This window comes from Rhizobium sp. YJ-22 (assembly GCF_029601685.1).
Lineage (GTDB): Bacteria > Pseudomonadota > Alphaproteobacteria > Rhizobiales > Rhizobiaceae > Metarhizobium.
In genome coordinates this window covers 79610-103759 of sequence record NZ_JARRIR010000012.1, presented here as the reverse complement: position 1 = coordinate 103759, position 24150 = coordinate 79610, and the positions used below count along the sequence as shown (strand labels likewise).

The following is a 24150-nucleotide window of genomic DNA, read 5'->3' as shown; positions in this document are numbered from 1 at the left end:
TACCGAAGGGTCGTCATGAGCACCACCGTCACAGCAAAGGGCCAGGTCACCATCCCCAAGCCGGTTCGCGACCTGCTCGGCATCGTTCCCGGCAGCAAGGTCGATTTCCGCCGCACGCCCGATGGCGACGTGGTGATCATCCGCGCCGGCAAAGCCCCACCGGCGAGCCGCTTCCAGAAGCTGCGCGGCCATGCCGGCAAGGGGTTGGATACCGAGGCGATCATGGCCTTGACGCGCGGCGAGCCGTGACGCTCGTCGACACCAACGTGCTGCTCGATCTCGTCACCGACGATCCGCGCTGGGCGGATTGGTCGGTGGCGCAGCTCGAAGCCGCCAGCCTCGCCGGCCTGCTGCTGATCAACGACGCCATCTATGCCGAGCTTGCGGTGCGTTACGGGCGCATCGAGGAACTCGATGCCTTCATCGCCGAAGCGGGGCTTGAACTGACGCCCATGCCCCGCGCTGCGCTGTTCCTCTCCGGAAAAGTGTTCACGCGATATCGCCGCGCCGGCGGCACGCGCACCGGCGTGCTGCCGGATTTCTTCATCGGCGCCCATGCCGCCGTCGCCGACCTGCCGCTGCTGACCCGCGATGTCGGCCGCTATCGCAGCTATTTCCCGACCGTGAGACTAATCACGCCGGAGAGTTAATCCTGCAAATGCGGCCCGAGCAGCACGCGGTCGGCCTCGCTGAGACGGTCGTTGGCCGTGTTGAGTTGGTGCCAGTAGGGATAGAGGATCGGCGGGGCGCTGACCGCATCCAGCCGGGCGCGCTCCTCCGCCGTCAATGTCAGATCGGCCGCTGCCAGGTTGTCGGCAAATTGTTCCGGCGTGCGTCCGCCGACGATGACGGAGGTGATGCCGGGTCGCCCCAGCAGCCAGGCGAGCGCCACCCGCGCCGCCGACACGCCGCGCCCGTCGCTGATCTCCACCAACGTCTCGACGATCGTCCACAGGCGGTTTTCGTCGCGGATCGGCGGCTCCGTCCAGCCGGCGAACTGGCGGGTCCCTTCCGGTGCCGCCTGGTTGCGGCGATGCTTGCCCGAGAGCAGGCCGCCGGCGATCGGGCTCCAGACGAGCACGCCGAGCCCCTGGTCGACGGTGATCGGCAGCAGCTCGTATTCGGCCTCGCGGGCTTCGAGCGTATAATGGATCTGCTGGCTGACGAAGCGGGCGCGGCGATCCCGCTCGCTGACGCCGAGCGCCTTCATGATGTGCCAGCCGGAGAAATTGGAGCAGCCGACATAGCGCACCTTGCCCTGGCGCACCAGCGTGTCGAGCGCTTCCATGGTTTCTTCCAGCGGGGTGACGCCATCCCATTCGTGAAGCTGGTAGAGGTCGATGACATCGGTCTTCAGCCGCCGAAGGCTCGCCTCGCAGGCGCGGATCAGGTGATAGCGCGACGAGCCGGCGTCGTTCGGATCGCTGCCCATCGGAAAGCGCGCCTTGGTGGCGATCAGCACGCCATTCTTTCGCGGTCCGCCGATGATTTCCCCGAGGACTTCCTCGCAGACGCCGTCGGAATAGACGTCGGCGGTGTCGATCAGGTTGACGCCGGCGTCGAGGCACATATCGGTGAGCCGCCGCGCCTCGGAGACGCCGAGCTCGCCCACCGTCTTTGCCCAGCCCTTGCCGCCGAAGGTCATGGTGCCCATGGTGATGGTCGAAATTTTCAGGCCCGAGCGCCCGAGCAGCCGATATTCCATGTCGTTCTCCTCGTGTTGTCGGGTGAATGTGTAAGCCGAAACCAAGCCGCTGCCAACGGCCGCCGCCGATTGATTCTCTTGCGCATTGCAGCCTATACCTCAGGAAGCGAACGCATGCGGCGGCGGAGGGAAAGCGGTGCTGCGCTTCACGACGGACGACATTCCCGCTCAGGACCGGTTCGAACACTGGCGCGAGACGCGCGGCAGGAGCCTGTTCGGCGTCACCATCGAGCTGGACCGGGAAAAGCGCGGCGATTTCAGCGGGCATTTTACCGCTGAAGCCTATGGCGGCGCGATCGTTTCGGAACTGCAAGCTTCGGCTTACCGAGTCAGCCGCACCCCGCAGGATATCGCCCGCCTGTCCAGCGACAGCCTCTTGCTCGGCTGGCAGATCGAGGGCGGCGGCTGGATGGAGACCGGCCGGCGGCCGGCCCTGCACCGCATCGACAGCGGCGCCTTCACTGTCGGCCATTCCGAGCAGACCTATTCGGGGACGCCGAACACGGATCGCCGCTTCCTGTGGCGCATGATCAAGATCCCGCTCGCCGGCTGCGATTTCGCGCCGCCGCTCGCCGATCTCGCCAGCCAGCCGATCCGTGCCGCCTGGCTGCGGCCGGTGACCGCGCTGTTTTTGGCGATCGGCGCGCGCGATGCCGTGCTGCCCGATCCTGCGGCCGGCATCGATGCCATCGGCCGGCTGGCGCTGGTGGCGACGGGACGCCTGCCGCATCACGCGCCGGAAAACCGGGCCGCGCTGCGGCTGGCGCTGCTGCAGGCCGCGCGCGCCATCCTGCGGCGTGATCTCGACCGCCCGGACCTCTCGCCCTCGCTTGTCGCCCGCGAACTGGGCGTTTCGCCGCGGCAGCTCCACATCCTGTTCGAGCCTTCCGGCCTGTCCTTCGCCCGCACGCTCACCGGCTTCCGGCTGGAGCGGGCGCTGCGCCTGCTGCTGCACCGGCAGGAGCGCACGGTCGCCGACATCGCCTATGCCTGCGGTTTCGACAGCCTCGCCACCTTCTACCGGGCGTTTCGCGCCGCCTACGGCATGACGCCGCTGGACATGCGGGCCATGCCGCCGGCGGTGGTTTGATAAAAGGCAAGGCTTTGCGCAGAGTGAGAAGACCGGTCCTCCGCGGCTGTGATAGGGCGCGCTGATCCTTCAGCGAGGTGCCCGTTCATGCCGATCGCGTCTTCTCTCATGGAAAACGCTTTGCCAACGCCGTTTCCGGTCCCGCAGCCCCTGCCGCCGGGACTGGACAGGACGGCGATTGCCGCCCATCCGGCCCTGCGCGCCGTGCTCAAGGTCCAGGCCGGGGCCTTCCTGGCGGTGCATCGCCAGATCCCGCGCATCGCCGCGATCTTCGGCACGCAGCAGCGTTACCTGCTGGCGCAACTGGCAACCGCCATGGCCTTCGAACGCGGCGAGCGCGGCCTGGTCGTCGCGCATTTCCTGGAGGCGGTGAAGGAACATGCCATTGCCAGCCGCAACACGGCGATCAGCTTCGTCGAGGAAATGCTGCATTACCGCATGGCGCAGGCCGGCCCGGCCGGCGCCGATCGCCGCTCGCGCCCGGTGGTGCTGGCCGGCTCGACGGTCGCGGCGCTGGAAACCTGGCTCGCCTTGCATCTGGAAAGCCTCGACGCCCTCGACGGCGGTTCTCGCCGCGCGACGCTACGCCGCGATCCTGGCCTTCTGGCGCAGATGCATCCTCGGATCGTCCGACAACTGCTGTCTTCAAAAACGACGATGCAGCCGGCCCGCATCCTCGCGCTGTTCAGCGACATGAACGATGGCGGCCTGCTGATGGACAAGATCATCGCCAGCCTCGACGACGCGCCCGCCGGTGCGGAGCGGTTTCCGACACGGATACGCTCCTTCGGCCAGTTGAGCGAGCCGCTGCGCATCACCCGCACGCATCTCCTGCGCAAGCTTGCAGCTTCGGAACGCACCGCCCATGTCGGCTGGTCTGCCAAGCGCGGCGCCTCGATCTTCTGGATTTCGCGGGACTTCCTCACCGAATACGAGGCCTACCAGATCGACAAGCTCGCTTGTATCGAAGCCGCCTGGCAGGCTGCCGCCGCCTGATATTTGGTCACAGTTTTCGTCCGCATCCATTCACAACCCATATCGATGCATCGCATCCTTTGATGGGTTGTTTGCCCCACGCGCTCTTGACTTGGATCGCAACCTATTTCACACATTAGTTGTCAGACATCTTACATAAACGGGGAAAAGGCTGACGCAGCCTATCTGGAGGATCCTCATGAAAAAGCTCTTTGCGCGCCTCGTCATCGGCGCGGTCTTTGCCGCCGCCGCCGTGTCCGCCCAGGCGGGGCAGACGCTCGACCGTGTCATGGAAAAGAAGGCGATGGTCGTCGCCACCAACAGCGGCTGGCCGCCGCAGAGCTATCTCGACGACAACAACGAGATGGTCGGCTTCGATATCGACGTCTCGCGCGAGATCGCCAAGCGCCTCGGCGTCGAGGTCAGCTTCGAGACGCCGGACTGGCAGACGCTGACCGGCGGCCGCTGGCAGGGCCGCTACGATCTCGGCGTTGGCTCGGTGACGCCGACCAAGGCCCGCGCCCAGGTGATCGATTTCGTCGGCATCTATTATTACAGCCCCTATGTCTTCGTGGTTCACAAGGACAGCGAGGCCAAGACGGTCACCGACCTCAACGGCAAGGTGATCGGCGTCGAGACGGGCACGACCTCGGAAGACTATATCAACCGCAAGCTCGAAATCGACGCGCCCGGCCTGCCGCCGATCGAATACAAGATCGAGCCGGGCGAAGTCCGCACCTTTGCCGATTCCATGCTGCCCTTCGACGACCTGCGCCTCGGCAACGGCGTGCGTCTCGATGCCGTGATCGCGCCGGAACAGACCGCCCTCAACGCCATCAAGAACGGCTATCCGCTCAAGGTTCTCGAAGGCGAATATGCCTTCAAGGAGCCGCTGGTGGTGATCGCCGAGAAGGGCGATGCGGAATGGACCGCCAAGGTCGGCGGCATCATCGCCGACATGAAGAAGGACGGCACGCTCGGCAAGCTGACCACCAAGTGGTATGGCAAGGACTACGCCGCCGACTGATTTCGGCATGAGGGCATGGGGGATCGCCTCCATGCCTTGTCCGTTGGCGAAGATTGACGTTTCCCGAAGGCAGCCCACGCGATGAGTTATCCGGATACCTATTACAGACGCACCATGACCGACCCGGCGGAGCGATCCGCGCTCAAGGGCCGCGAGGAATGCGACACCGTGATCGTCGGCGGCGGGCTCGCCGGCCTAACGACGGCGCTGCAGCTTGCCCGTGCCGGCCAGTCCGTCATCGTGCTGGAGGCCGAAAGTGTCGGTTTCGGCGCCTCCGGCCGCAATGGCGGCTTCGTCGGCGCCGGGTATGCCACCGGCAGCGACGAGATCGCCCGCATCGCCGGCAAGGAGGCGGCGCGCAAGCTGCATATGATGTCGATCGAAGGCATGGATTTCGTGCGCGACACCATCCGCGACCTCGGCATCGGCGACGCCCGGCCGATCCCCGGCATCATGAGCGTGCTGCGCTACGACGATGCCGCCGACCTCAAGGCCTATGCCGACGGCTTGCGCCGCGACTATGACTACGAGCTGGAATTCATGGAGCGCGACCGCGTGCGCTCCGTGCTGAAATCCGAGCGTTATTTCCAGGCGCTGCGCGACGGCCGCGCCTTCCACATGCATCCGCTGAATTACCTGCGCGCCGTCGCCCGTGAGATCGAGCGGCTTGGCGGGCGTATCTTCGAGGGCTCGCCGGCCCGTTCCGTCGATCTCGATGGCGCGCAGAAACGTGTGGCGACCGCCGGCGGCGAGGTTTTCGCCCGGCATGTGGTGTTCACGACAGGCGGCTATACCGGGGCGCTGCTGGGCGCATTGAAACGCGCCTTCCTGCCGATTGCCACCTATGTGATGGTCAGCGAGGAAGCGCCCGATATGATCGCTTCGGCCATCGCCACCTCGGACGCCATCGGCGACAATCGCCGCGCCGGCGACTATTACCGGGTGATCGACGGCGGCAAAAGGCTGCTCTGGGGCGGGCGCATCACCACCCGCGCCGCCTCGACGGAGGCGCTGGTCAAGGAATTGCGCGCCGAGATGGTCGGCACCTATCCGCAACTGGCAGGCCTGAAGACCGAGCTCGCCTGGTCGGGGCTGATGTCCTATGCCCGCCATCTCATGCCCCAGATCGGCAAGATGCGGGATGGCGTGTGGTATTGCACCGCCTTCGGCGGCCATGGGCTCAACACCACTGCCATCGGCGGCAAGGTGATCGCAGAGGGCATTCTCGGTCAGTCGGAACGCTACAGCCTGTTTTCGCCCTTCGGCCTCGTCTGGGCCGGCGGTCTCGCGGGGCTGGCGGTGGCGCAGCTCACCTATTGGAAACTGCAGGCCCAGGACTGGTGGCGCGAGCGCGCCGCCTGAGGCGAGGGGGATCGACTACGATGATCGGCCGATTGATACTGACCTATCCGGAGGCGTCGCGTCGCGCCGCGAGCCTGTTCTTCCTTCTCGTCGTGACGCTTGGCCTCTACCAGCTCGGCATCAGCTCTGCCTGGCTTGGGCATCTTCTGCCGATGTCGTCAGCCTGGCTCGGCGAAAACCAGGCCGCCGGCCGGCTGGTCTCGGCGCTGCTGATCGCGCTGATCGTCGCCGCCAATTGGAAGCTGCTGCGGCAATTGTCGCGCCGTCAGCAGGTGGTCGGCGTCTGGGTCGAGCTGTTCGCCCTGCTGATGCTGTTCTTCTATTCCTTCGACCTGTCCTTCGCCTTCATCGCCAAGAAGATCGGCTACCTGATCACGCAAGGGGTGACGACGACGCTCTATATCTCGGCGATCTCGATCATCATCGCCACGGTGATCGCGCTGGCCGGCGCCATCGCCAAGCTGTCGACCAACGGTGTCATCTACGGTCTTGCGACCTTCTACACCTCGCTGTTTCGCGGCCTGCCGCTGCTCATGCAGATCTACATCATCTATCTCGGCCTGCCGCAGGTGGGCTACGTCATCGGCGCGGTGCCGGCCGGCATTCTGGCGTTGTCGCTGTGCTACGGCGCCTATATGACCGAAATCTTCCGCGCCGGCATCGAAAGCATTCCGCGCGGGCAGACGGAAGGCGCGACCGCTCTGGGACTCAGCCCCTCGCAGACCATGGCGCTGGTCGTCCTTCCGCAGGCGATGCGGGTCATCATTCCACCGACCGGCAATCAGTTCATCGCCATGCTGAAGGATTCTTCGCTGGTCTCCGTCGTCGGCGTCTGGGAAATCATGTATCTCGCCCGCACCCAGGGGCAGACGGAGTTCCGCCACATCGAAATGCTGATCACCGCCTCGATGATCTACTGGATCCTGTCCATCTGCCTCGAATATGCGCAGGCCCGGATCGAGGAAAGGTTCGGCCGCTTCAATGTCCGTTGAGCCGTCGCCCTTGTCCATCGATGCCGCCGCCGTCACGCCCGCCAACGGACGGGCGGCGGGCGTCGTTCTCTGCGCCTTCGCGCTGTTTTCCGGCGCGGATGTCTTCGTCAAGCTGCTGGCCGGGCATCTGCCGCCGCCGCAGGTGACTTTCATGATCACCGCCGTCGGCTTGATCTTCCTGACAGGACAGGCGCTGGTGCGCGGACAGGTGCGGCGGCTGGTGCCGCGCGAGCCGAAGCTGGCGCTGCTGCGCGGCGCGCTTCTGGCCGGCGATACCGTGCTGATCCACTATGCCTTTGCCAAGCTGCCGCTGGCGGAGGCCTATCTGATCGCCTTCCTGACGCCGATCCTGGTGGCGGTGCTGAGTTTCTTGCTGCTGGGCGAAAGGCTGTCGGCGCGCGGCTGGTGCGGGGTGCTCATCGGTTTCGCCGGCGTCGCCGTGGCGCTGGAGCCGGGCGTGGCGCCGCTGAATTACGGCCATGCCGCCGCGCTTGGTTCGGCGGTCCTCTTTGCGCTGTCACTGGTGCTGCTGCGCAAGGCGAAGCTGGCGGAGACCGACGACGCGCTGGTGGCGAGCGCGCTGGTGGTGCTGGCGCCCCTGGCGCTCGGCCTTGCCGTGGTGACTGAAGGCCTGGCGGCGGTCGGCACCACCGATCTCGTGCTGGCGCTGGCCGGCGGGCTGGCGATGCTCATGGGCCACGGCTTGCTCGTCCGCGCCTTCCGCATCGGCGAGGCTTCGGTGGTGGCGCCTTTCCAGTATAGCCAGATCGTCTGGGGCTGCCTGTTTGGCCTGCTCTTGTTCGCTACACCTGTCGAGTTGCATACGCTGGCGGGCGCGGCGATCATTATTCTTTCCGGCTGGCTCGTCCTCAAGAAAGCGTCACAAGGGTAGAGGCCGCTGCGGAAAACCCCCGACATGGGTACAGGTCCAGCTGGCATGGTCGCGGCCGGCCTCCAAGCAGCGTTGCAGCGGCGCACGGCCTAAAAAGGCGGCGAGGAAGCCGGCGATGAAACTGTCGCCGGCCCCCGTCGTATCGACGATCTCGACCGGGCGTATGCCGGTTTCGGCCCGCAGGCTACCGTCCATCGCCGCGGACCCGTTCGCCCCTCGGGTAACGACGGCGGTATGTGCACCACCATCGAGCAACGACCGCATGAGGCTGTCGGCATCGCCGTCGCCGGCGGAAGCGAAGGCGACGCTCAGCCCGTCTATGCCGAGATTGCCGGGATCGGCATTGACCGAAATATCCTGGGAAACGCTGACGCCCGCCGCTGCGAGCGCCCGCCGCAGCGCGCCGCCATCGTCGAGCCAGCCGATATGCACATGGTCCATGGTTTTCAGCGCCTCGATGTCGGAAGGCGAGGGGCGGTAGCCGGCGCAGACGCCGAAATCCTCATAGGCGATGACCCGGTCTCCCGAGGGAAGCACTTCGATATCCGTATACGCCGTCAGTCCGGGACGCGTTTCGGCATGGTCGAGGCGCACGCCGTTTTCCGCCAGCAGATCGAGCGTGCGGCAGCCATCGGCATCCTCGCCGACCGCGCCGAAATAGAAGGCGGTTTGCCCGAGCCGCGCCAGTTGCACGCCGACATTGACCGCGTTACCCCCGACCAGAGACTGGTTCAGCGGCGGCCGGAAACGATCGATGCAATTGTCGCCGACGGCGGCGAACCGGAAAGAGCCCATGAAAAGCCTCGCTGCGAACGAAAAGGCCGCGCGAGTTTTTTCGCCCGCGCGGCCGAGGATTAACGATATCGGGCCGGGCGGCTCAATAGGCAACCTTCTTGTAATAGCGGCGCGTGGTCAGCGGATGGTCGCGCAGCACTTCCAGATGCGCGCTGATGCGCTCCAGAACGGTGGCGAGCAGCACCGGCGAGATCAGGGTGCGGGTCTCCGCCGAAATGCCAGGCAGTTCGAAATCGGCGGTATCGAGCACCGTCAGCCTGTCGGTATAGCTCGGGGCGAAATTCTCGATGCGGTCGGCCAGCGGCCGAAGCGCGTCCTCGCCCTTGAAGAGGATGACGCTGACGTCCTTTTCCACCAGTTCGAGCGTGCCGTGAAAGAAATCGGAGGCATGCACCGGGCGAGTGCGGATCCATTGCATCTCCTCCAGAATGCACATGCCGTAATAGAAGGCTTCCGGCCAGACGTTTCCCGCGCCGGTGACGATGTGGTAATCCGCGCCGGCGAGGATCTTGGCAAAACCCTCGGCCTTCGGCTCATAGGCGCGCTTCACCTCCAGCAGCAGCGGCGGCAGCGACACCAGCTCGGCGACGATGCGTTCGTAACCCTCGATTTCGCCGCGCGCTTTCAGGATCGCCAGCGCGATGAACAGCGATTGCAGGTAGAAGGATTCGCAGGACGTGTCGTCCTCGGCGAAGTTGACGAAGACATGGTCGCCGCCCTTGCCGAGCGGCGTTTCCGCATGACCGACCAGCGTGATCACGGTCGCGCCGATTTCCTTCAGCTTCGCCAGCAGCGCCACGCTTTCCTTGGTCGTGCCGGAAAGCGAGGGCATGACGACGATGGATTTTTCGGTGAGGTTGGCGCAGCCGGTCAGCACGATCTCGGCCGGCATGTCGAGGAAGGCCGGAAAACGCGAACGGCGCTGCAGCAATTGCGCCGCCGGCTGCATCAGGATCGCGGCGCCGCCGGTGCCGAGGAAGAAGATGCTGTCGGCGCCCTCTGCCAGGCAGGTGTTGATCACCGTTTCGAGGCGCTTCTGCAGCGCAACGGCGCCCGTCTGGATACGCAGGAATCTCTGTTCGTCGAAGTTCAGCATGGCGGGTCTCTCGATGGCCTGGCGACGGTCGGGTCACCTTCAATAATGTTGTAAGACAACTGACATCATTGCGAGGTGCTGTCAAGCTGCCCTGCGTTTGGAAATCCCTGATGATCGCCGCAAGCGCCGTGTCGTCGGCCGGGTGATAAAACTTGACCCGACACTATTTGTCAGACAAGAAGAAGGTTGCAACAACCAGCATATGAGGCAATCCCTTGGAGGAGCCCCTTCGCGATTCCCGCACCCTTGCCGTTCAGTTGCGTGACCGGATCGCCGACCTGATCCGTTCGGAGGGACTGAAGCCCGGCGACAAGCTGCCGACCGAGGCGCAACTGACCCAGCGTTTCAAGATTTCCCGGCCGGCGCTGCGCGAGGCGCTGAAACTGCTGGAACAGGACGACATCATCTATGTCGAGCATGGGCGCGGCCGGTTCGTCTCGGCGCTGTCGGCTGTGCAGGTCGATCGTCCCATCACCGTGTTCGAAAGCGTCACCGACATGACGCGGCATTACGGCTATCGGCCGGTCAACAAGGTTCTGTCGATCTCGGAGGAGAAGCCGGACAAGCGGCTGGCCGAGGATCTGCAACTCGCGCAAGGCGACCGCGTCATCCGCATCGAGCGGCTGCGGCTGCACGAGGATGCGCCGATCCTCTATTGCGTCGATTACGTGCCGCGCAGCATCATCCCGACGCGGCTGTTCGACATTGACTGGAGCGGCTCGCTGATCGCGCTGCTGGATACGTATCGCAACCGTCCCCGCATGTCGGCAGCCACCGTTTCGGCCGTGCTGCTGCCGCAGGACGTGGTCGAACGGCATGATCTCGGCGATTTCGGCCCGGCGCTGCTGATCAAGGAAATCTGTTTCAACGCAGCCGGCGTTCCGGTCAACTATGCCATCGACTACCATCGCGGCAGCCATTTTTCCTTCAGCCTGACGCGCAAATAAGCGGCGTCTGCGGCTCCATCCGGCGCTGCAAGCCCACGTCTGATCCCAGCGCCTTCTCGGTTGAGCGGCATGCGGCAGCCATGGGTCGTGCTTCTCAAGACAGGCATCTCCAGTCAGCGCGGGCGGCATCTCGGGCGAACCGGCCAAAGGCAGCGAAGTTCTCCGGGCGCATCGCAAGGCCTTTGGGAACAATCGCGGGACGACGGTGTTGGAACGGCACCATCACGAAGGAACCTGCCATGCGTTTATGCTCCCGAATGGCCCGGCTGACTGCCGCGGCCGCCGTTACGATCGTCGTTTGGGCCCCCCTGGCTGCGGCCCAGGATATGGCAAAGCCGGCTCCCGAAATGCAGGCCGTACTGGACAAGCTCCAGGCACTGGAAGCCAAACCCGTTGCCGGTCTGTCTGTACCGGAAGCACGCATGCAGGCGAGCCCCGCCGATGCCGCCCGCGCCCTGCAATGGGAAAAGCACATTTCCTCCGATCCGGAAGCGAAGGTGACCACCAGGGATATCGCCATTCCCTCGCCGAATGGCGGGTTGGCGGCGCGGGTCTACGTTCCGGACGGCAAGGGACCGTTCCCCGTCGTCGTCTACTATCATGGTGGCGGATGGGTGATCGCCGACATCAACGTCTATGATGCAAGCCCGCGCGCCATTGCCGCCGGCGCGAAGGCGATCGTGGTTTCGGTTGAATATCGCCATGCGCCGGAGCACAAGTTTCCCGCAGCCCACGACGATGCCTGGACCGCTTACCAATGGGTGGTCGAAAACATCCATGAACTGAACGGCAATGCGGAGAAGATCGCGGTCGCCGGGGAAAGCGCCGGCGGCAATCTCGCCGCCAACGTCGCATTGATGGCCAAGACACAAAAGACCAGGCAACCCGTGCACCAGCTTCTCGTGTATCCCGTCGCCGGCAGCGACATGAACACGCCGTCCTACAAGGAAAATGCCAATGCCAAGCCGCTCGGCAAGGCGGATATGGAATGGTTCGTGAAACATGTCACCACGTCCATGGATCAGGCGAAGGATCCGCGCATCGATCTCGACGGTCGTTCCGACCTTGCCGGCGTCGCGCCGGCGACGGTGATCCTCGCCCAGATCGATCCGTTGCGTTCCGAAGGCGAAACCTATGCCGAAAAGCTTGAGAAGGCGGGTGTAAAGGTCAACGTCAAGACCTTCGATGGCGTCACCCATGAATTCTTCGGCATGGCCAAGGTCGTGCCGCAGGCCAAGCAGGCCATGGATATGGCGATCACCGATCTGACCGCCGCCTTCGACAGTGTAAAGTGAGGAGCGACCGATGAGAATATGGATCTCCACCGCAATCGTCTCGGGTTTCCTGCTGGCCGCGCCGGTCGCCCAGGCTGCAAAACTCGAGAATGCCGGCAAGGCCGCCGCCGCGATGAACATCGAAAAGATGTCCTTCGTAAAGACCGTCGAAAGTTCGAACGCCTTCGAAATCGAATCCAGCCGGATCGCCGAGAAGAAGGCGAGCGCCGGGGATGTCAAGGAATTCGCCAGACAGATGGTCGCCGACCACACCAAGGCGGGCGAGGCGCTGAAGAAGGCGGCAAAGCTTTCCGGCGACGCCAAACCGGAACTGGCGCCGAAACATGCTGCGATGCTGAAACTGCTCGATGCGGCATCGGGCGATGAATTCCAGGCGCTCTACATCGATATGCAGACGGTCGCGCATATGGAGGCCGTGACCCTCTTCGCCACCTATGCCAAGGGCGGTGACGACGAAGCCGTCAAGTCCTTTGCCGAGAAGACGCTGCCGACGCTCGAAATGCACAAATCTCATGTCATGAAGCTTGTCGCCGCCCATTGACGGCGACCGCCAACTCTGCGAAAGCCCGCCGGTCTCTTCGGCGGGCTTTCGCATGCCGGGCTCATCCACGCCCTGCTGAAGCTTTGAAGTCCTGCCGGTAACGGGTTGGCGCAACACCTTTGGCGGCGCGGAACTGACGGGCGAAATGGGCCATGTCGGAAAAGCCGCATTCGGCGGCGATATGCCCGATCGACAAGTCGGTCTGCACCAGCATCTGGCAGGCCCGGCCGATGCGCAGTTGCGCGACATACTGGCTGATCGACATACGGGTGCTGCGCTTGAACACCCTCTGCAACTGGCTGTCGGTCAAATGAGCGATGGCCGAGAGCGGCTCCAGCCGCAGTGGCTCCCGATAATGTGCATGCAGCCAGGTCAGCACCCGGCGCATTCGCTCGCGGTCGCGCGGGTTTCCGCCGACCGAAATTTCTCCCGACGCCAGTTGTCGGCCGTCGGCGGCGGAAAGGTCGAGCAGGATCGACTGCAATTCCAGCGCCTGCCGGGCGGGCGCCAAGGCGCCCAGCGCCAGCATGCGGGGGCGAAGCCGCGCCACCGTTTCGTCGTCGAATTCCAGCCCGCGCCCGGCCGCGGCGGCAAGCGGACCGAGGCTCGCATATTCCGGCATCAGCGCCATCAGCCCCTCGATCCAGTCGCGGGTGAACCAGCAGACGATAGCGCGGTGCAGCGGCGCATCGCCGACCAGCGCCTCGGACTGCCAGGCATGCGGCAGGTTTGGGCCGAGCAGCACGAGATCGTCGTGTGCATATCGCTCCACATGATCGCCGACGAAGCGCACCCCGCAACTGCCGACCGTCAGCGTCAGTTCGAATTCGGGATGGTAATGCCAGTTGAAGGGAAAGTCGGGCAATTGCCGGTCGAACAGCAGCCAGGAGCGGTCGCGCGGGATGGTGACGGTTTCGAACCAGGGCTGCATTGGTGCATTGCTCCCTTCCTGTACTGAAAGAATGCGGCAATCGTACAAAATCATGCGGCCGGAGGGAATGGTGCAATCCGTTGCCGTCGTTAGATTGGCGCGGACAGTTCAAGGGGTTCGCGGATGGATACGGCAATTCGACCGGATGTGGTCATCATCGGCTCGGGCGTGGGCGGCGGCACGGTGGCGCGCCAACTCGCCGGCACGGGCGCAAGAATCCTCATCGTCGAGCGTGGCGATTTCCTGCCGCAGGAGCCGGAAAATTCCGATGCCGAAGCCGTCTTCGTGCAGGCGCGCTACAAGACACGGGAGGAATATCAGGACCGGAACGGTCGCCGCTATCGCCCCGGCCAATACTACTTCGTCGGCGGGCATACGAAATTCTATGGCACCGCGATGTTCCGTTTCCGCGAAAGCGATTTTCGCGCGGTGGACCATGAGGATGGCGTTTCGCCCGCCTGGCCGGTTTCCTATGCCGACATGGAGCCGTGGTATGGCGAGGCCGAGCGTCTTTTCGGTGTGCGCGGGCAGGCGGGGCTGGATCCGACCGAGCCGTTCCGCTCGGCGGCTTATGATCATGCCGCCATTGCGCATGAGCCGGTCATTGCCGACATGGCCGAAAAACTGCGCGCCGATGGGCTTCGTCCCTTCCATATGCCCTCGGCGGTGGATTTCGGGCCGGGCGGTCTCTGTCGCCGCTGCGGCGCCTGCGATGCTTTCGCCTGTCGGTACGGCGCAAAAGGCGATGGCGAGACGCGGCTGATCCGCCCGATTCTGAAGCATCCCGATGTCACGCTATGGACGAAGGCGCAGGTCATGCGGCTGCTGCCGGGAGCGGACGGGCGCATCGAAGCGGCCGAAATCCGCCGCGAGGGCCAAGTGATCCGGGTCGAGGCGCCGCTTTTCGTGCTCAGCGCCGGGGCGATCAATTCGGCGCTGATCCTGCTGCGGTCGGCCGGTGAAACCTGTCCGGACGGGCTTGCCAACCGCTCCGGCGTCGTCGGCCGCTACCTGATGAACCATCACCTGACCGGACTCATGGGACTGATGCCGTTGCGGGTCAACGACACGAAATTTCCCAAAACCCTGTCGGTCAACGATTTCTATCACGGCCTGCCCGGCGATGGCGCGGCGCGGGGCAATGTGCAGATGCTCGGCAACATCCAGGGGCCGATGATCCGCGCCGCCTATTCCTGGGTGCCGCGCCCGCTCGCCAACCTGCTCGGCCGCCACAGCGTCGACTGGCTGTGCATGTCGGAGGATCTGCCGAACGCGTTGAGCCGGGTGCGGCTGCTTGCCAACGATCAGGTGGAGATCGACTACCGGCCCGGCGACCGGCCGGCGCATGACCGCTTCGTGCGGCATGTGAAGGCGCGGCTCGGGCGGATCTTCCCGCTGGTGCTGCGCCACGATTTCGGCATCGAGGCGCCGTCGCATCAATGCGGCACGGTGCGCATGGGGGACGATCCCGCCACGTCGGCGCTGGATGGCCTGTGTCGCGCCCATGATCACCGCAATCTCCATGTCGTCGATGCCTCCTTCTTCCCGTCCTCGGCGGCGCTCAATCCGGCCCTGACCGTCTGCGCACAGGCGTTGCGGGTCGGCAATCACCTGCGCACCGCCTGGCGCAACGACGATCTCGCCGCCTGACTTTCTGGAGCTTTTCATGACCCATAATTTCCTGTCGCCGCTGACCGGCTCCTTCGCCATGCCGGCCGCCGAAAATCCGACGGTCGCCATGATCGAGGCCGCCTATCGCCATCATGGCCTCGACTGGCGCTATCTCAATTGCGAGGTGGCGCCGTCAGCCTTGGCCGATGCCGTGCGCGGCGCCCGCGCCATGGGCTGGATGGGCTTCAACTGCTCGATCCCGCACAAGGTCGCGGTCATCGAACATCTCGACGGGCTTGGCGAAAGCGCCCGCATCATCGGCGCGGTTAACACCGTCGTGCGCCGCGGCGAGCGGCTGATCGGCGAGAATACCGACGGCAAGGGTTTTGTGGCCGCGCTCGCCCCGATCGTCGATCCCGCCGGCAAGCGGGTCGTATTGCTCGGCGCCGGCGGCGCGGCGCGCGCGGTCGGTGTCGAGATGGCGCTGGCGGGTGCTGCCGAAATCGCCATCGTCAATCGCAGCGCGGGGCGCGGCGAGGAGGTGGCGGCGATCATCGATGCCAATACGCCGGCAATCGTCCGTTATCAACCGTGGATGAGCCGGTATGTCGTGCCGGAAGGGACGGATATCCTCATCAATGCCACCTCCATCGGCCTGTTTCCCGATGTCGAGGCCATGCCGGATATCGATGCCGACAGCCTGCGGCCGGACATGGTTGTGGCCGACGGCATTCCCAATCCACCGCTGACGCCGTTCCTGCGGGCGGCCCAGGCGCGTGGTTGTCGCACCGCCGACGGTCTCGGCATGCTCGTCAACCAGGGCATCGTTGCCATCCGCTACTGGACCGGCATCGACGCCGATGCCGCCGTCATGCGCCGGGCGCTGCTCGATCTCGGCCTTTGATCATCGATTCCTGAACACGGTGCAGGGCACGCCGGCGGCACGGATGGCGGTGCAGAGCTTCGTCGCTTCTGCCCGGTTCTCCCGGCCGATCCGCGCGGCGTAGCGTGGCCGCGCGCCGAAATTGCCGCCGCGCTGACGCACGAACAGCGCCCGTTCGGCGCTCAGCGGCGGCGGCAGTTTCATCAATGCCAGATTGAACAGGCGATCGACGACCGCAGGATTGTAATGTGCGGCAAGTTGCACGCCCCAGGGCGCCCAGTCGGCGGATTGGAAAAGGATCGGCTCGCGCATCCGCCGCGTCTCGGCGAGCGTCACGCAGGCCTGCTGGAAGGGCGTATCCCTGGCGAGCTCGGGTGCGGCGCTCTCCGGCGGATTGTCGCGCCAGGTCTCGATGAAGGCGCCGGTGATCATGAAAACGTAGTCGCGCGTCTCGATCGGCAGCCGGTTGCCGGTGAGAAAACGACGCAAGCCATCTTCGCCGGCATTGTAGGCCGCCGCCGCCAGGCCGAGATTGCCGAAGCGGTTCCTGAGATCGCTGAGATAGCTGGACGAGGCATCCAGCGCCTGAATGACATCAAAGCTGTTCTGCAAGCCCCTGAGACGCGCCGTGCCGGGCATGAACTGTGCGATGCCCTCGGCCCCCTTGGGGCTGACGGCGTCCGGCCGGAACAGGCTTTCGCGCCAGATCAGCCGGGCAAAGAAAGCCGGCGGAATATCGCGCGTGGTGGCGAAATGGTCGATGACGGCGCAGAGATCGGTGTTGAACCTTTCCTTGCGAATGCAGAGCGCATGGTCGCCGTCGTGACCCTGGTAAAGACAGGCATCGCGGTCGTTCTCGTCGGCACGGGCTGTTGCCGCCAGCGCGAGGATGGCGAAGAGCGCCATGGCCGCCGCTCCTGATAATCCTGCCGGCTGGGGCAAAGCGACCGGTCCTTTCCAAATCCGGGGGCCAATCCTTGTGCAGGCGGAGTTAACCACGGAGCGGATTTCGGCTCAACACCGGATCGAGCCGGGACCTCGGTCGATCAGCCGTCCTGCAGGAAGGGAGAGAGGCAGTCAAGCTGCTCGCCGGAATAGGAGCGATAGGTATTGTCCTGCGCCCGGTAGGAACGATAGCGCGCTGCGCACCAGGACATATGCGCCTGCGACAGCCCGGCAGGCGAAGACGCGGCGCGGCTTTCGTCCATATGCGGCGAAACGCAGGTACGAACCGTGCCGGTATAGGAGCGATAGGTATTGCTGCCGGGATCGTAGGAGCGGTAGCGGTTGGCACACCAGGCGACATGCGCTTCGGAGGGCTGGCCGGCCGTATCGTCGATCACGGCCGTCTTCTGGACGACAGGCGCGGCTGGGCGCGGCAAGGCGGGCGGATCGACGGGCGCTATGGAGGCGAGGCGTTCGAAATTCTGCCTTGAGGGATCGACGCGCACCGGGCGAATCGTCCACAGGTCGGTAACGTCGACCTGGCGAATCTGCGGCCCGTCCGTCTGCGGCGACATGAGCAGCGAGGCGGTGGCCGAGCCGACGAAGCAGAGGCCGAGCGCCGAGCCGATTGCGAAAAGAAAGCGGCCGAACTGTTTCATGGGTCATGCTCCCCTCAAGGGGCCGGCCCCGTAAAACGGATCGGCGCCCTCGAGTCGGTTCAGTGTCAGTTGAGGATCTGGATCACCTTGCGGGAGGAAGGCTCGACGATCACGCGTTCGTCGTTGACCACCGCATAGGCATAGGTGGGATCCTCGGGCACCGGCGTGACGACGACGGTTTCCGGCAAGGCCGTGCCGACCACGACATGCTCCTCGACGACGACCTTCTTTGTCGGCATCGGCGCTTCGCGGACATAGGTGACGACCTTCTGCGGCGGCGGATCGATCGCCGTGCCGATCACCGCGCCGGCAACGCCGCCGACCGCGGCGCCGACCGGGCCGCCGACGATCGCACCGGTCGCCGCGCCGCCGACGGCACCGGTCAGGGCGCCGTCCTCGGCATGGGCGCCGGTGGTGAACAGGGCGGCAATCGTCAGCGGAACGGCTACGAAAATCTTACGCATATCGGTTCTCCTTCTTGAAAGGCCGCGACCCTTTGTGCGGGCGCGTGGCCGTATGCTCCCGGCAAGCCATTGGAAACGTTCATCCATCTGCAGCCACCGGAGACGAAGTATAAATTCCCGACCGGCCAAACAGTTCCTGATCCCCGCGTCAGATATGAAAGATGCGAGATTGCTCCGGCGGCAGCCACGGCTTCGAACCGCTTCAGCCTGTGTGACCGGCGGCTGCGTGGGGAGTTGGGGTCGTCTGGATAACCGGAATGCGGCCTGTCTTACGATGGCTGGTTCGTGGTGCCCGGCGGAAATTTCAGCGCCAGCGCTTCGATTTCCTGCCGGCAGGCAGTGCGCGCATGCGGCTTGGTCATGTTGCGGTCGGCATCCGGCACGAGGACGAGCCGCGCGTTCGGATATCGTGCCAGCTTCGCGCCGTCGGCGCCGAAGTGGTAGGAAAAATGGTGCAGGCCGACATCGTTATCCCGGTACAACAGCACCAGTTCCGCCTGATGCGCCTGGATGGCCTGCAGCGCGCCATGGACCTCCCGGCCCTCGCGCGACAGCGCCGGCACGGCCGCCGCCAGCGGCCCGGCAAATTCCAGAAGCCGCTTGCGCAGGAAGCGGAAGGTATTGAGGGCGGCATATCCAAGGTTGACGTCGCCGCGCAGGATCTTTTTCCAGGTTTCCAGTTTCAGCGCCTTGGAGCCGTAAGAGCTCAGCCGCTGCGGCGAGAATTGCAGCCATTCGTCGATCGACTGGGCAGGATCCCAGAACAGCGTATAGGCATTGACGACAACCAGGCCCCTGACGCGCGGATCACGCGCGGCGGTACGAAAGGCAAGATAGCCGCCGCTGCAACGTCCCGTCAGGATGACCGGCCCGAGGCCGCGGCCTTCGATGAAATCGATCGCCGCCGCGACATCCAGATGCTGCGCCTCGGAATAGATGATCTGGGCCGGCACGCCCGCCAGCGGCGGACTGTCGGCGACATTGGCGGGGTCGAAACGCAGCGAAGCGATGCCCTTGGCGGCGAATTGCCGGGCGGCGAGCGCGGTGATCCGTCCCCAGCCGGAAGCTCGCTCATAGGCGGTGCTGAGCAGGATCACCGTCGCGCCCTTGCGCTCACCGTCCGCCGGCTCGCAGAGGATGCCGTAAAGGCGCTCGCCTTCACCGAACCGGACAGGCGTCTCGACAAACCCATCGCCGCACAGAGGCATGTTGGCCGGGTCGGGGAAATCTTGCCGCATGGCGCCAATGCCCGGCAGCGGCGCGTCCTCGCTCCCGATCCTGCCGATCCAGTCTGTCACCCTGCCGATCATCGCCAAAGGAGGCCGCGAGGTCGAGAGGTCATGAACCAGCTCGTTATAGCCTTCATAGGCAAGCAGCTCGACCGTCGCGCCGTGGGCGCGAAGCTGTTCGGCCAAGGCGGTTTCGGACGGCGGCGTGTGGCGGCTCGCCAGCAGGTAGTGTTTCACCCGTGACGGCCCTGCGCGGCCGAGATTGATGCCCTTGATATCGGCGATCAGCGGTTCCGGCAGCGCAACGCCGCCGAACACCAGCGTGCCACCTTTCTTTTCCGGCGCCTCCTCGATCATCTGGGCCCAGATCGACATTTCGCGCACATAGCCACGCCCGGAAACCGCCGGCGCCAGCAGCGCCAGTCCCCGGACATGCCGTTCATTGGCAAAGGTTTCGTAAGCCAGCGATGCGCCGATGCCCTGGCCGATGACGACGAGTTCGCCCATGCCCGACAGGCCGCGCAGGGTCTCGGCGGCCGCAAGCAGCGTCGCGCGCCAGGCGGAAAGACCCGCATCCGGGTCGCGGAATTCCAGGGCATCGCCCGTGCCCGGATAATCGAAGCGCAGGCTGGCGATGCCGGCATCGGAAAGGGATTCGGCAAGGACGCGCCAGAATTTGCGCGTACACATGTCCTCATAGCCCCAGGGGCTCGCCAGCAGCACCGCGACGCCGGCCTGCCGGCCCGGTTGCGCGGGCGTGAAAAGGCCAATCGTGTCCGAGAAGGTCACGGGAGTCGCCACCGCGCCGGGCTCGCCCTTGCGGTATGGCTGGGTTTTTTCGAGATCGGAAATCGGGCGTGTCATGGCGGTCACGGACTCTTGCGGCAGGCCGGGGGATTGAAGGATGACGGCTTTTCCGGTCGTTTTCATTCGGGCACCGGCCGCTTGCGCAGCAACCGGAACATCGAGGCGTCCAGGCCTGTCAGCGCCTTGTCGGCCCGACGGAAGGCAACGGCCTGGATGGCATAGATGAGGGTGCTGGCGATGACCGCCCCGGTAATCCCGAAATGCGGGACGAGAGCGAACAAAGCGAGGCAGCGCAGCAACACGCCCATGGCGGTGATCAGCAGATAGCGGCCTTCATGACCTGACAGCATCAGCGCCAGCGTCGATGCCCGCGTCGTCCCGGCGGCTGCCGTTCCCAGGCACAGGATCAGCAATTGCGGGTAATATTGGGTGTAGTTCTCGTTGATGACCCATAGCGCCAGATAGCCGCCGGCGGTGATGCCGAGAAGGCCCATGCCGGTGAAGAAGGCCATGATCCAGGCGAGATTGTCGAGCATCTTGGCGAGCGCCGCGCGCTCGTCGCGGTAGTAGAGCGCGGGCAGGTGCTGGGTGGCGAACAGGTTGACGGCGTCGGCGGCTGCGGCAAACAGGTTGGCGAAGCGGACGGTGACGAAATAGGCGCCCGCGACCGTCGGATCCATCAGGAAACCGATGATGATCACGTCGATATACTGGTTGGTCGCTTCGAGCGAAGCGGTCATCCAGAGCTTGCCCGAGCGCGGAAGCCATTGGCGAAACTCGACGATGGCGCGCACCGTCCGGAAATCGGGAAAAAGCGCGAGGATGTGGCGCCGGATCATGACGAGCTGCGCCAGCAGCGCCACGAAGGCGCCGCAGGCGAGCACGGTGAAAATATCGGCGATGTCTGCTGGCGTGCCGTTGACGAGGCACATGCCGAGATAGACGATGGGCGGGAGGCCGACGATCGCGAAACTCAGGCCATCGCCATAGACGGTGCCCCGTTCGGTGCGCACCAGATGGATGCAGATCTGCAACGGCGACGAAATCACGAGATAGGCAAGCGTCGCCAGCGCCGTGCCATGGCCGACATAGGTGAGCGCCCAGGGATAGAAGATCGCCGTTGCGATCAGCGAGCCGCAAACGGAGGCGACGAAGGTGAATAGCAACGCGCCTTTGAGACGTGGGGCGTCCGCGTTCACCTTCATCTCGTTCCATATGCGCAGGACGAAGGGCTCCTGGCCGACGGCGGCAACGATATAGAGCAGACTGGCGGCGGAAAAGAGGATGGAATAATAGCCGAAGGCGCTGGGGTCGAGCGCGCGTGCGGCCAGCGTGATCAGCGTGAAATTCAGGGTCAGCACCATCACCTTGATGACGACCGCCGTCACCATGCCCGAGACATCCCGCTGTTTCAGGAGATCGCGCAGCCTTTGCGACAGCGAGGGCCGCCCGGCCGCCGGCGCGACCATATCATCCGACATGGGCCACCCCCATGCCATACGCCCTCTCCGCAACGCCAGACATCCGCCGCCCTAACCAGCCCGTCGATGGCATCATCATACTCCCAACACCGATCCGCCGCACCGATGACGATGCGAATTCATGCGCCCCGCCTGTTCCATCATGGATCATGCGATAGGGGGCCAGGAAGCCGGACTGCCCTTGGTCTATAGAAGATCCATCGCCGTAAAGCGTAAACGACGTACAGGATGTTAGCGCGAAGGTTAACGCGCCGAAACGGTATTCGTGAAAGTTGTGTCTATCTGCAGGCGGCGGAGATCGCGGCGGCGTCATTCATGAGGCGGCCGGCTCCGGCAGGACGGTGCTGACGATCGAGGCGTCCAGGGCTTCGTAGGCGGCGAGGCCGATGGTGTCGTAGAGTTCGGCGCGGGTCTGCATCTCCTCGAGCATGGCCCTGGTCGAGCCGTCGCGTTTCAGGATGGCATAGAGCTTCTCCTGGGCCTTGTTGGCGACGCGCAGCGAAGAGACCGGCCAGATGACCATGCGATAGCCCATCGTCTCGAATTCGGAGGCCGTGAAGAAGGGCGTGCGGCCGAATTCGGTCATGTTGGCGAGCAGCGGCACGCCCGGCATGCGGCGGGCGAATTCGCGGAACATCTCGGCGGTGGCCAGCGCTTCGGGGAAGATGGCGTCGGCGCCGGCCTCGACGAAGAGTTTCGCGCGCGCCACCGCCCCGTCAATGCCTTCGCTGGCGGCGGCATCGGTGCGGGCGATGAGATAGAGGTGGCGGCGCGCACGGGCGGCGGCGGCGACCTTGGCCGCCATGTCATGGGCATCGGCGAGCTTCTTGTCGTTGAGATGGCCGCATTTCTTGGGCAGCAACTGGTCCTCGATATGGACGGCGCCGGCGCCGGCATCCTCGAAGGTCCGCACCATGTGCATGACGTTCAGCGCCTCGCCATAGCCGGTATCGCCGTCGACCAGCAGCGGCAGGCCGCTCGCGCGGGCGATCTGACGGATGAAGAAGGCGACCTCGTCAACGGTGACGATGCCGAGATCGGGAATGCCCATGGAAGCGGTCATCGCTGCGCCGGAGAGGTAGAGGCCGGCGAACCCGGCGGCCCTGGCCTGCAGCGCCGCCATGCCGTTATGCGCGCCGGGAAGCTGCAGGATGCCGCCGCTTTCCACCAGGGCGCGGAAGCGGAGGCCCGCCGGCTCGGCGGGCAGGTCATGCGAAACGAGATAGGGCATCGGTCAATCCTCAGGCGGCTTTCGAGGGCGCGGCGGCCTCGCCGCGCCTGTCGATCGGCAGGAAGCTGCGGTTTTCCGGTCCGGTGTAGTTTGCGGAGGGGCGGATGATCTTGTTGTCCATCCGCTGCTCGATGACATGCGCGGCCCAGCCGGAGGTGCGTGCGATGACGAAGAGCGGGGTGAACATCGCCGTCGGCACGCCCATCAGATGATAGGAGACGGCGCTGAACCAGTCGAGATTGGCAAACATCGCCTTGGTCTCGGCCATGGTGGCCTCGATGCGGGCGGCGATGTCGAACATCTTCGTCGTGCCCGCCTCGACCGACAGGCCGCGCGCCACCCGCTTGATCACCTGGTTGCGCGGATCGGCAACGGTATAGACCGGATGGCCGAAGCCGATCACCACCTCCTTGGCCTCGATGCGGCGACGGATATCCGCCTCCGCCTCGGGGGGATCGGCGTAGCGCTTCTGGATCTCGAAGGCCACCTCGTTGGCGCCGCCGTGCTTTGGACCGCGCAGTGCGCCGATCGCGCCGGCGACGGCGGAATAGAGGTCCGATCCGGTGCCGGCGATCGAACGGGCGGTGAAGGTCGAGGCGTTGAATTCATGCTCGGCATAGAGGATCAGCGAGGTGTGCATGGCGCGCACATGCGACGGCTTCGGCGGCGCGCCGTGCAGCATGTGCAGGAAATGGCCGCCGATGGATTCGTCGTCGGTCTCGACGTCGATCCGCCTGCCGTTCTGGGCGAAGTGATGCCAGTAGAGCAGCATGGAGCCGAAGGAGGCCATCAGTCGGTCGGCGATATCGCGGGCGCCGGGATGGTTGTGATCGACCGCTTCCGGCAGCACGCATCCGAGCGCCGAGACGCCTGAGCGCATGACGTCCATGGGATGGGTTGCGGCCGGCAGCAGTTCCAGTGTGCGCCGGACGACATCCGGCAGGCCGCGCAGCGCCTTCAGCCGCGTCTTGTAGGCGGCAAGCTCGACCGCCGTCGGCAACCAGCCATGGACAAGCAGATGGGCGATCTCCTCGAATTCGCAGGCCTCGGCGATATCGAGGATATCGTAGCCGCGATAATGCAGGTCGTTGCCGGTGCGGCCGACCGAGCACAGTGCGGTGTTGCCGGCGACGACCCCGGAAAGGGCGACGGATTTCTTCGGCTTGGGCAATGTCATGGGTTTCTCCTCCGG

The 24150-nt window shown here is 65.0% G+C and carries 24 protein-coding genes; 13 read left to right on the top strand and 11 right to left on the bottom strand.

The window, feature by feature from the left end:
• Nucleotides 1–15: 15 nt before the first annotated feature.
• Together P7F60_RS24040 and P7F60_RS24035 are read left to right on the top strand one after the other, a co-directional pair.
• On the top strand, nucleotides 16–249 hold the full coding sequence (locus P7F60_RS24040; protein WP_277920232.1) for an AbrB/MazE/SpoVT family DNA-binding domain-containing protein: 234 nt from the start codon (nucleotides 16–18) through the stop codon (nucleotides 247–249).
• Nucleotides 246–650 (top strand): type II toxin-antitoxin system VapC family toxin, encoded by a 405-nt coding sequence (locus P7F60_RS24035; protein WP_277920231.1) that lies wholly within the window; start codon nucleotides 246–248, stop codon nucleotides 648–650. The genes P7F60_RS24040 and P7F60_RS24035 overlap by 4 nt, the downstream gene beginning before the upstream one ends.
• Here P7F60_RS24035 and P7F60_RS24030 read toward each other — a convergent pair.
• The gene (locus P7F60_RS24030) at nucleotides 647–1705 is read right to left on the bottom strand and encodes an aldo/keto reductase (protein ID WP_277920230.1); all 1059 of its coding nucleotides are present in this window, start codon (nucleotides 1703–1705) and stop codon (nucleotides 647–649) included. The two genes, P7F60_RS24035 and P7F60_RS24030, sit on opposite strands and share 4 nt — an antisense overlap.
• A 136-nt stretch (nucleotides 1706–1841) precedes the next feature.
• Between P7F60_RS24030 and P7F60_RS24025 the strand changes: the two genes are divergently transcribed.
• From P7F60_RS24025 to P7F60_RS24000, 6 genes are all read left to right on the top strand, one after another.
• Nucleotides 1842–2795: an AraC family transcriptional regulator gene (locus P7F60_RS24025; RefSeq protein WP_277920229.1), complete on the top strand. Its 954-nt coding sequence runs from the start codon at nucleotides 1842–1844 to the stop codon at nucleotides 2793–2795.
• A 120-nt stretch (nucleotides 2796–2915) separates the two neighbouring features.
• Nucleotides 2916–3791 (top strand): hypothetical protein, encoded by an 876-nt coding sequence (locus tag P7F60_RS24020; RefSeq protein ID WP_277920228.1) that lies wholly within the window; start codon nucleotides 2916–2918, stop codon nucleotides 3789–3791.
• 178 nt (nucleotides 3792–3969) lie between these two features.
• A complete protein-coding gene (locus tag P7F60_RS24015; RefSeq protein WP_277920227.1) occupies nucleotides 3970–4797 on the top strand; it encodes a transporter substrate-binding domain-containing protein in 828 nt (275 codons plus the stop codon).
• 81 nt (nucleotides 4798–4878) lie between these two features.
• Nucleotides 4879–6159, top strand: a complete 1281-nt coding sequence (locus tag P7F60_RS24010; RefSeq protein ID WP_277920226.1) for an FAD-binding oxidoreductase — start codon at nucleotides 4879–4881, stop codon at nucleotides 6157–6159.
• Between the two features lie 20 nt (nucleotides 6160–6179).
• Nucleotides 6180–7151, top strand: a complete 972-nt coding sequence (locus P7F60_RS24005; RefSeq protein WP_277920225.1) for an amino acid ABC transporter permease — start codon at nucleotides 6180–6182, stop codon at nucleotides 7149–7151.
• Nucleotides 7141–8043, top strand: coding sequence for a DMT family transporter (locus tag P7F60_RS24000; protein WP_277920224.1), 903 nt, complete (start codon nucleotides 7141–7143; stop codon nucleotides 8041–8043). The genes P7F60_RS24005 and P7F60_RS24000 overlap by 11 nt, the downstream gene beginning before the upstream one ends.
• Here P7F60_RS24000 and P7F60_RS23995 read toward each other — a convergent pair.
• Both P7F60_RS23995 and P7F60_RS23990 read right to left on the bottom strand, forming a co-directional pair.
• Nucleotides 8032–8838 carry a PfkB family carbohydrate kinase gene (locus P7F60_RS23995; protein ID WP_277920223.1) on the bottom strand — a complete coding sequence of 269 codons (807 nt, stop codon included), beginning with the start codon at nucleotides 8836–8838 and terminating at the stop codon, nucleotides 8032–8034. The genes P7F60_RS24000 and P7F60_RS23995 overlap by 12 nt on opposite strands.
• 82 nt (nucleotides 8839–8920) lie before the next feature.
• On the bottom strand, nucleotides 8921–9934 hold the full coding sequence (locus P7F60_RS23990) for an SIS domain-containing protein (RefSeq protein ID WP_277920222.1): 1014 nt from the start codon (nucleotides 9932–9934) through the stop codon (nucleotides 8921–8923).
• Between the two features lie 215 nt (nucleotides 9935–10149).
• Between P7F60_RS23990 and P7F60_RS23985 the strand changes: the two genes are divergently transcribed.
• From P7F60_RS23985 to P7F60_RS23975, 3 genes are all read left to right on the top strand, one after another.
• Entirely contained in the window at nucleotides 10150–10881 is a 732-nt protein-coding gene (locus tag P7F60_RS23985; protein WP_277920221.1) for a GntR family transcriptional regulator, read from the top strand.
• Between the two features lie 347 nt (nucleotides 10882–11228).
• The gene (locus P7F60_RS23980) at nucleotides 11229–12176 is read left to right on the top strand and encodes an alpha/beta hydrolase (protein ID WP_277920220.1); all 948 of its coding nucleotides are present in this window, start codon (nucleotides 11229–11231) and stop codon (nucleotides 12174–12176) included.
• Between the two features lie 10 nt (nucleotides 12177–12186).
• Entirely contained in the window at nucleotides 12187–12717 is a 531-nt protein-coding gene (locus tag P7F60_RS23975; RefSeq protein ID WP_277920219.1) for a DUF4142 domain-containing protein, read from the top strand.
• Nucleotides 12718–12778: 61 nt separating this feature from the next.
• Here the strand turns inward: P7F60_RS23975 and P7F60_RS23970 are convergent, their stop codons facing one another.
• The gene (locus tag P7F60_RS23970; protein ID WP_277920218.1) at nucleotides 12779–13648 is read right to left on the bottom strand and encodes an AraC family transcriptional regulator; all 870 of its coding nucleotides are present in this window, start codon (nucleotides 13646–13648) and stop codon (nucleotides 12779–12781) included.
• Between the two features lie 123 nt (nucleotides 13649–13771).
• On the opposite strand from P7F60_RS23970, the gene P7F60_RS23965 reads away from it, so the two are divergent.
• Complete coding sequence (locus tag P7F60_RS23965; protein WP_277920217.1) at nucleotides 13772–15298, top strand: GMC family oxidoreductase; 1527 nt, start codon at nucleotides 13772–13774, stop codon at nucleotides 15296–15298.
• 16 nt (nucleotides 15299–15314) lie between these two features.
• On the top strand, nucleotides 15315–16163 hold the full coding sequence (aroE, locus tag P7F60_RS23960; protein WP_277920216.1) for a shikimate dehydrogenase: 849 nt from the start codon (nucleotides 15315–15317) through the stop codon (nucleotides 16161–16163).
• On the opposite strand, the gene P7F60_RS23955 is transcribed toward aroE, so the two are convergent.
• The 7 genes from P7F60_RS23955 to prpC form a co-directional block, all read right to left on the bottom strand.
• Nucleotides 16164–17048 (bottom strand): transglycosylase SLT domain-containing protein, encoded by an 885-nt coding sequence (locus P7F60_RS23955; protein WP_277920215.1) that lies wholly within the window; start codon nucleotides 17046–17048, stop codon nucleotides 16164–16166.
• A 140-nt stretch (nucleotides 17049–17188) separates the two neighbouring features.
• Nucleotides 17189–17746 (bottom strand): BA14K family protein, encoded by a 558-nt coding sequence (locus tag P7F60_RS23950; RefSeq protein ID WP_277920214.1) that lies wholly within the window; start codon nucleotides 17744–17746, stop codon nucleotides 17189–17191.
• Between the two features lie 65 nt (nucleotides 17747–17811).
• Entirely contained in the window at nucleotides 17812–18210 is a 399-nt protein-coding gene (locus P7F60_RS23945) for a DUF1236 domain-containing protein (protein WP_277920213.1), read from the bottom strand.
• 269 nt (nucleotides 18211–18479) lie between these two features.
• Complete coding sequence (locus P7F60_RS23940; protein ID WP_277920212.1) at nucleotides 18480–20369, bottom strand: alpha/beta fold hydrolase; 1890 nt, start codon at nucleotides 20367–20369, stop codon at nucleotides 18480–18482.
• Complete coding sequence (locus P7F60_RS23935; RefSeq protein WP_277920211.1) at nucleotides 20366–21727, bottom strand: lipopolysaccharide biosynthesis protein; 1362 nt, start codon at nucleotides 21725–21727, stop codon at nucleotides 20366–20368. The genes P7F60_RS23940 and P7F60_RS23935 overlap by 4 nt, the downstream gene beginning before the upstream one ends.
• Nucleotides 21728–22040: 313 nt before the next feature.
• A complete protein-coding gene (gene prpB / locus P7F60_RS23930) occupies nucleotides 22041–22958 on the bottom strand; it encodes a methylisocitrate lyase (RefSeq protein WP_277920210.1) in 918 nt (305 codons plus the stop codon).
• 10 nt (nucleotides 22959–22968) lie between these two features.
• The gene (prpC, locus tag P7F60_RS23925) at nucleotides 22969–24135 is read right to left on the bottom strand and encodes a 2-methylcitrate synthase (RefSeq protein ID WP_277920209.1); all 1167 of its coding nucleotides are present in this window, start codon (nucleotides 24133–24135) and stop codon (nucleotides 22969–22971) included.
• Nucleotides 24136–24150 lie beyond the last annotated feature (15 nt).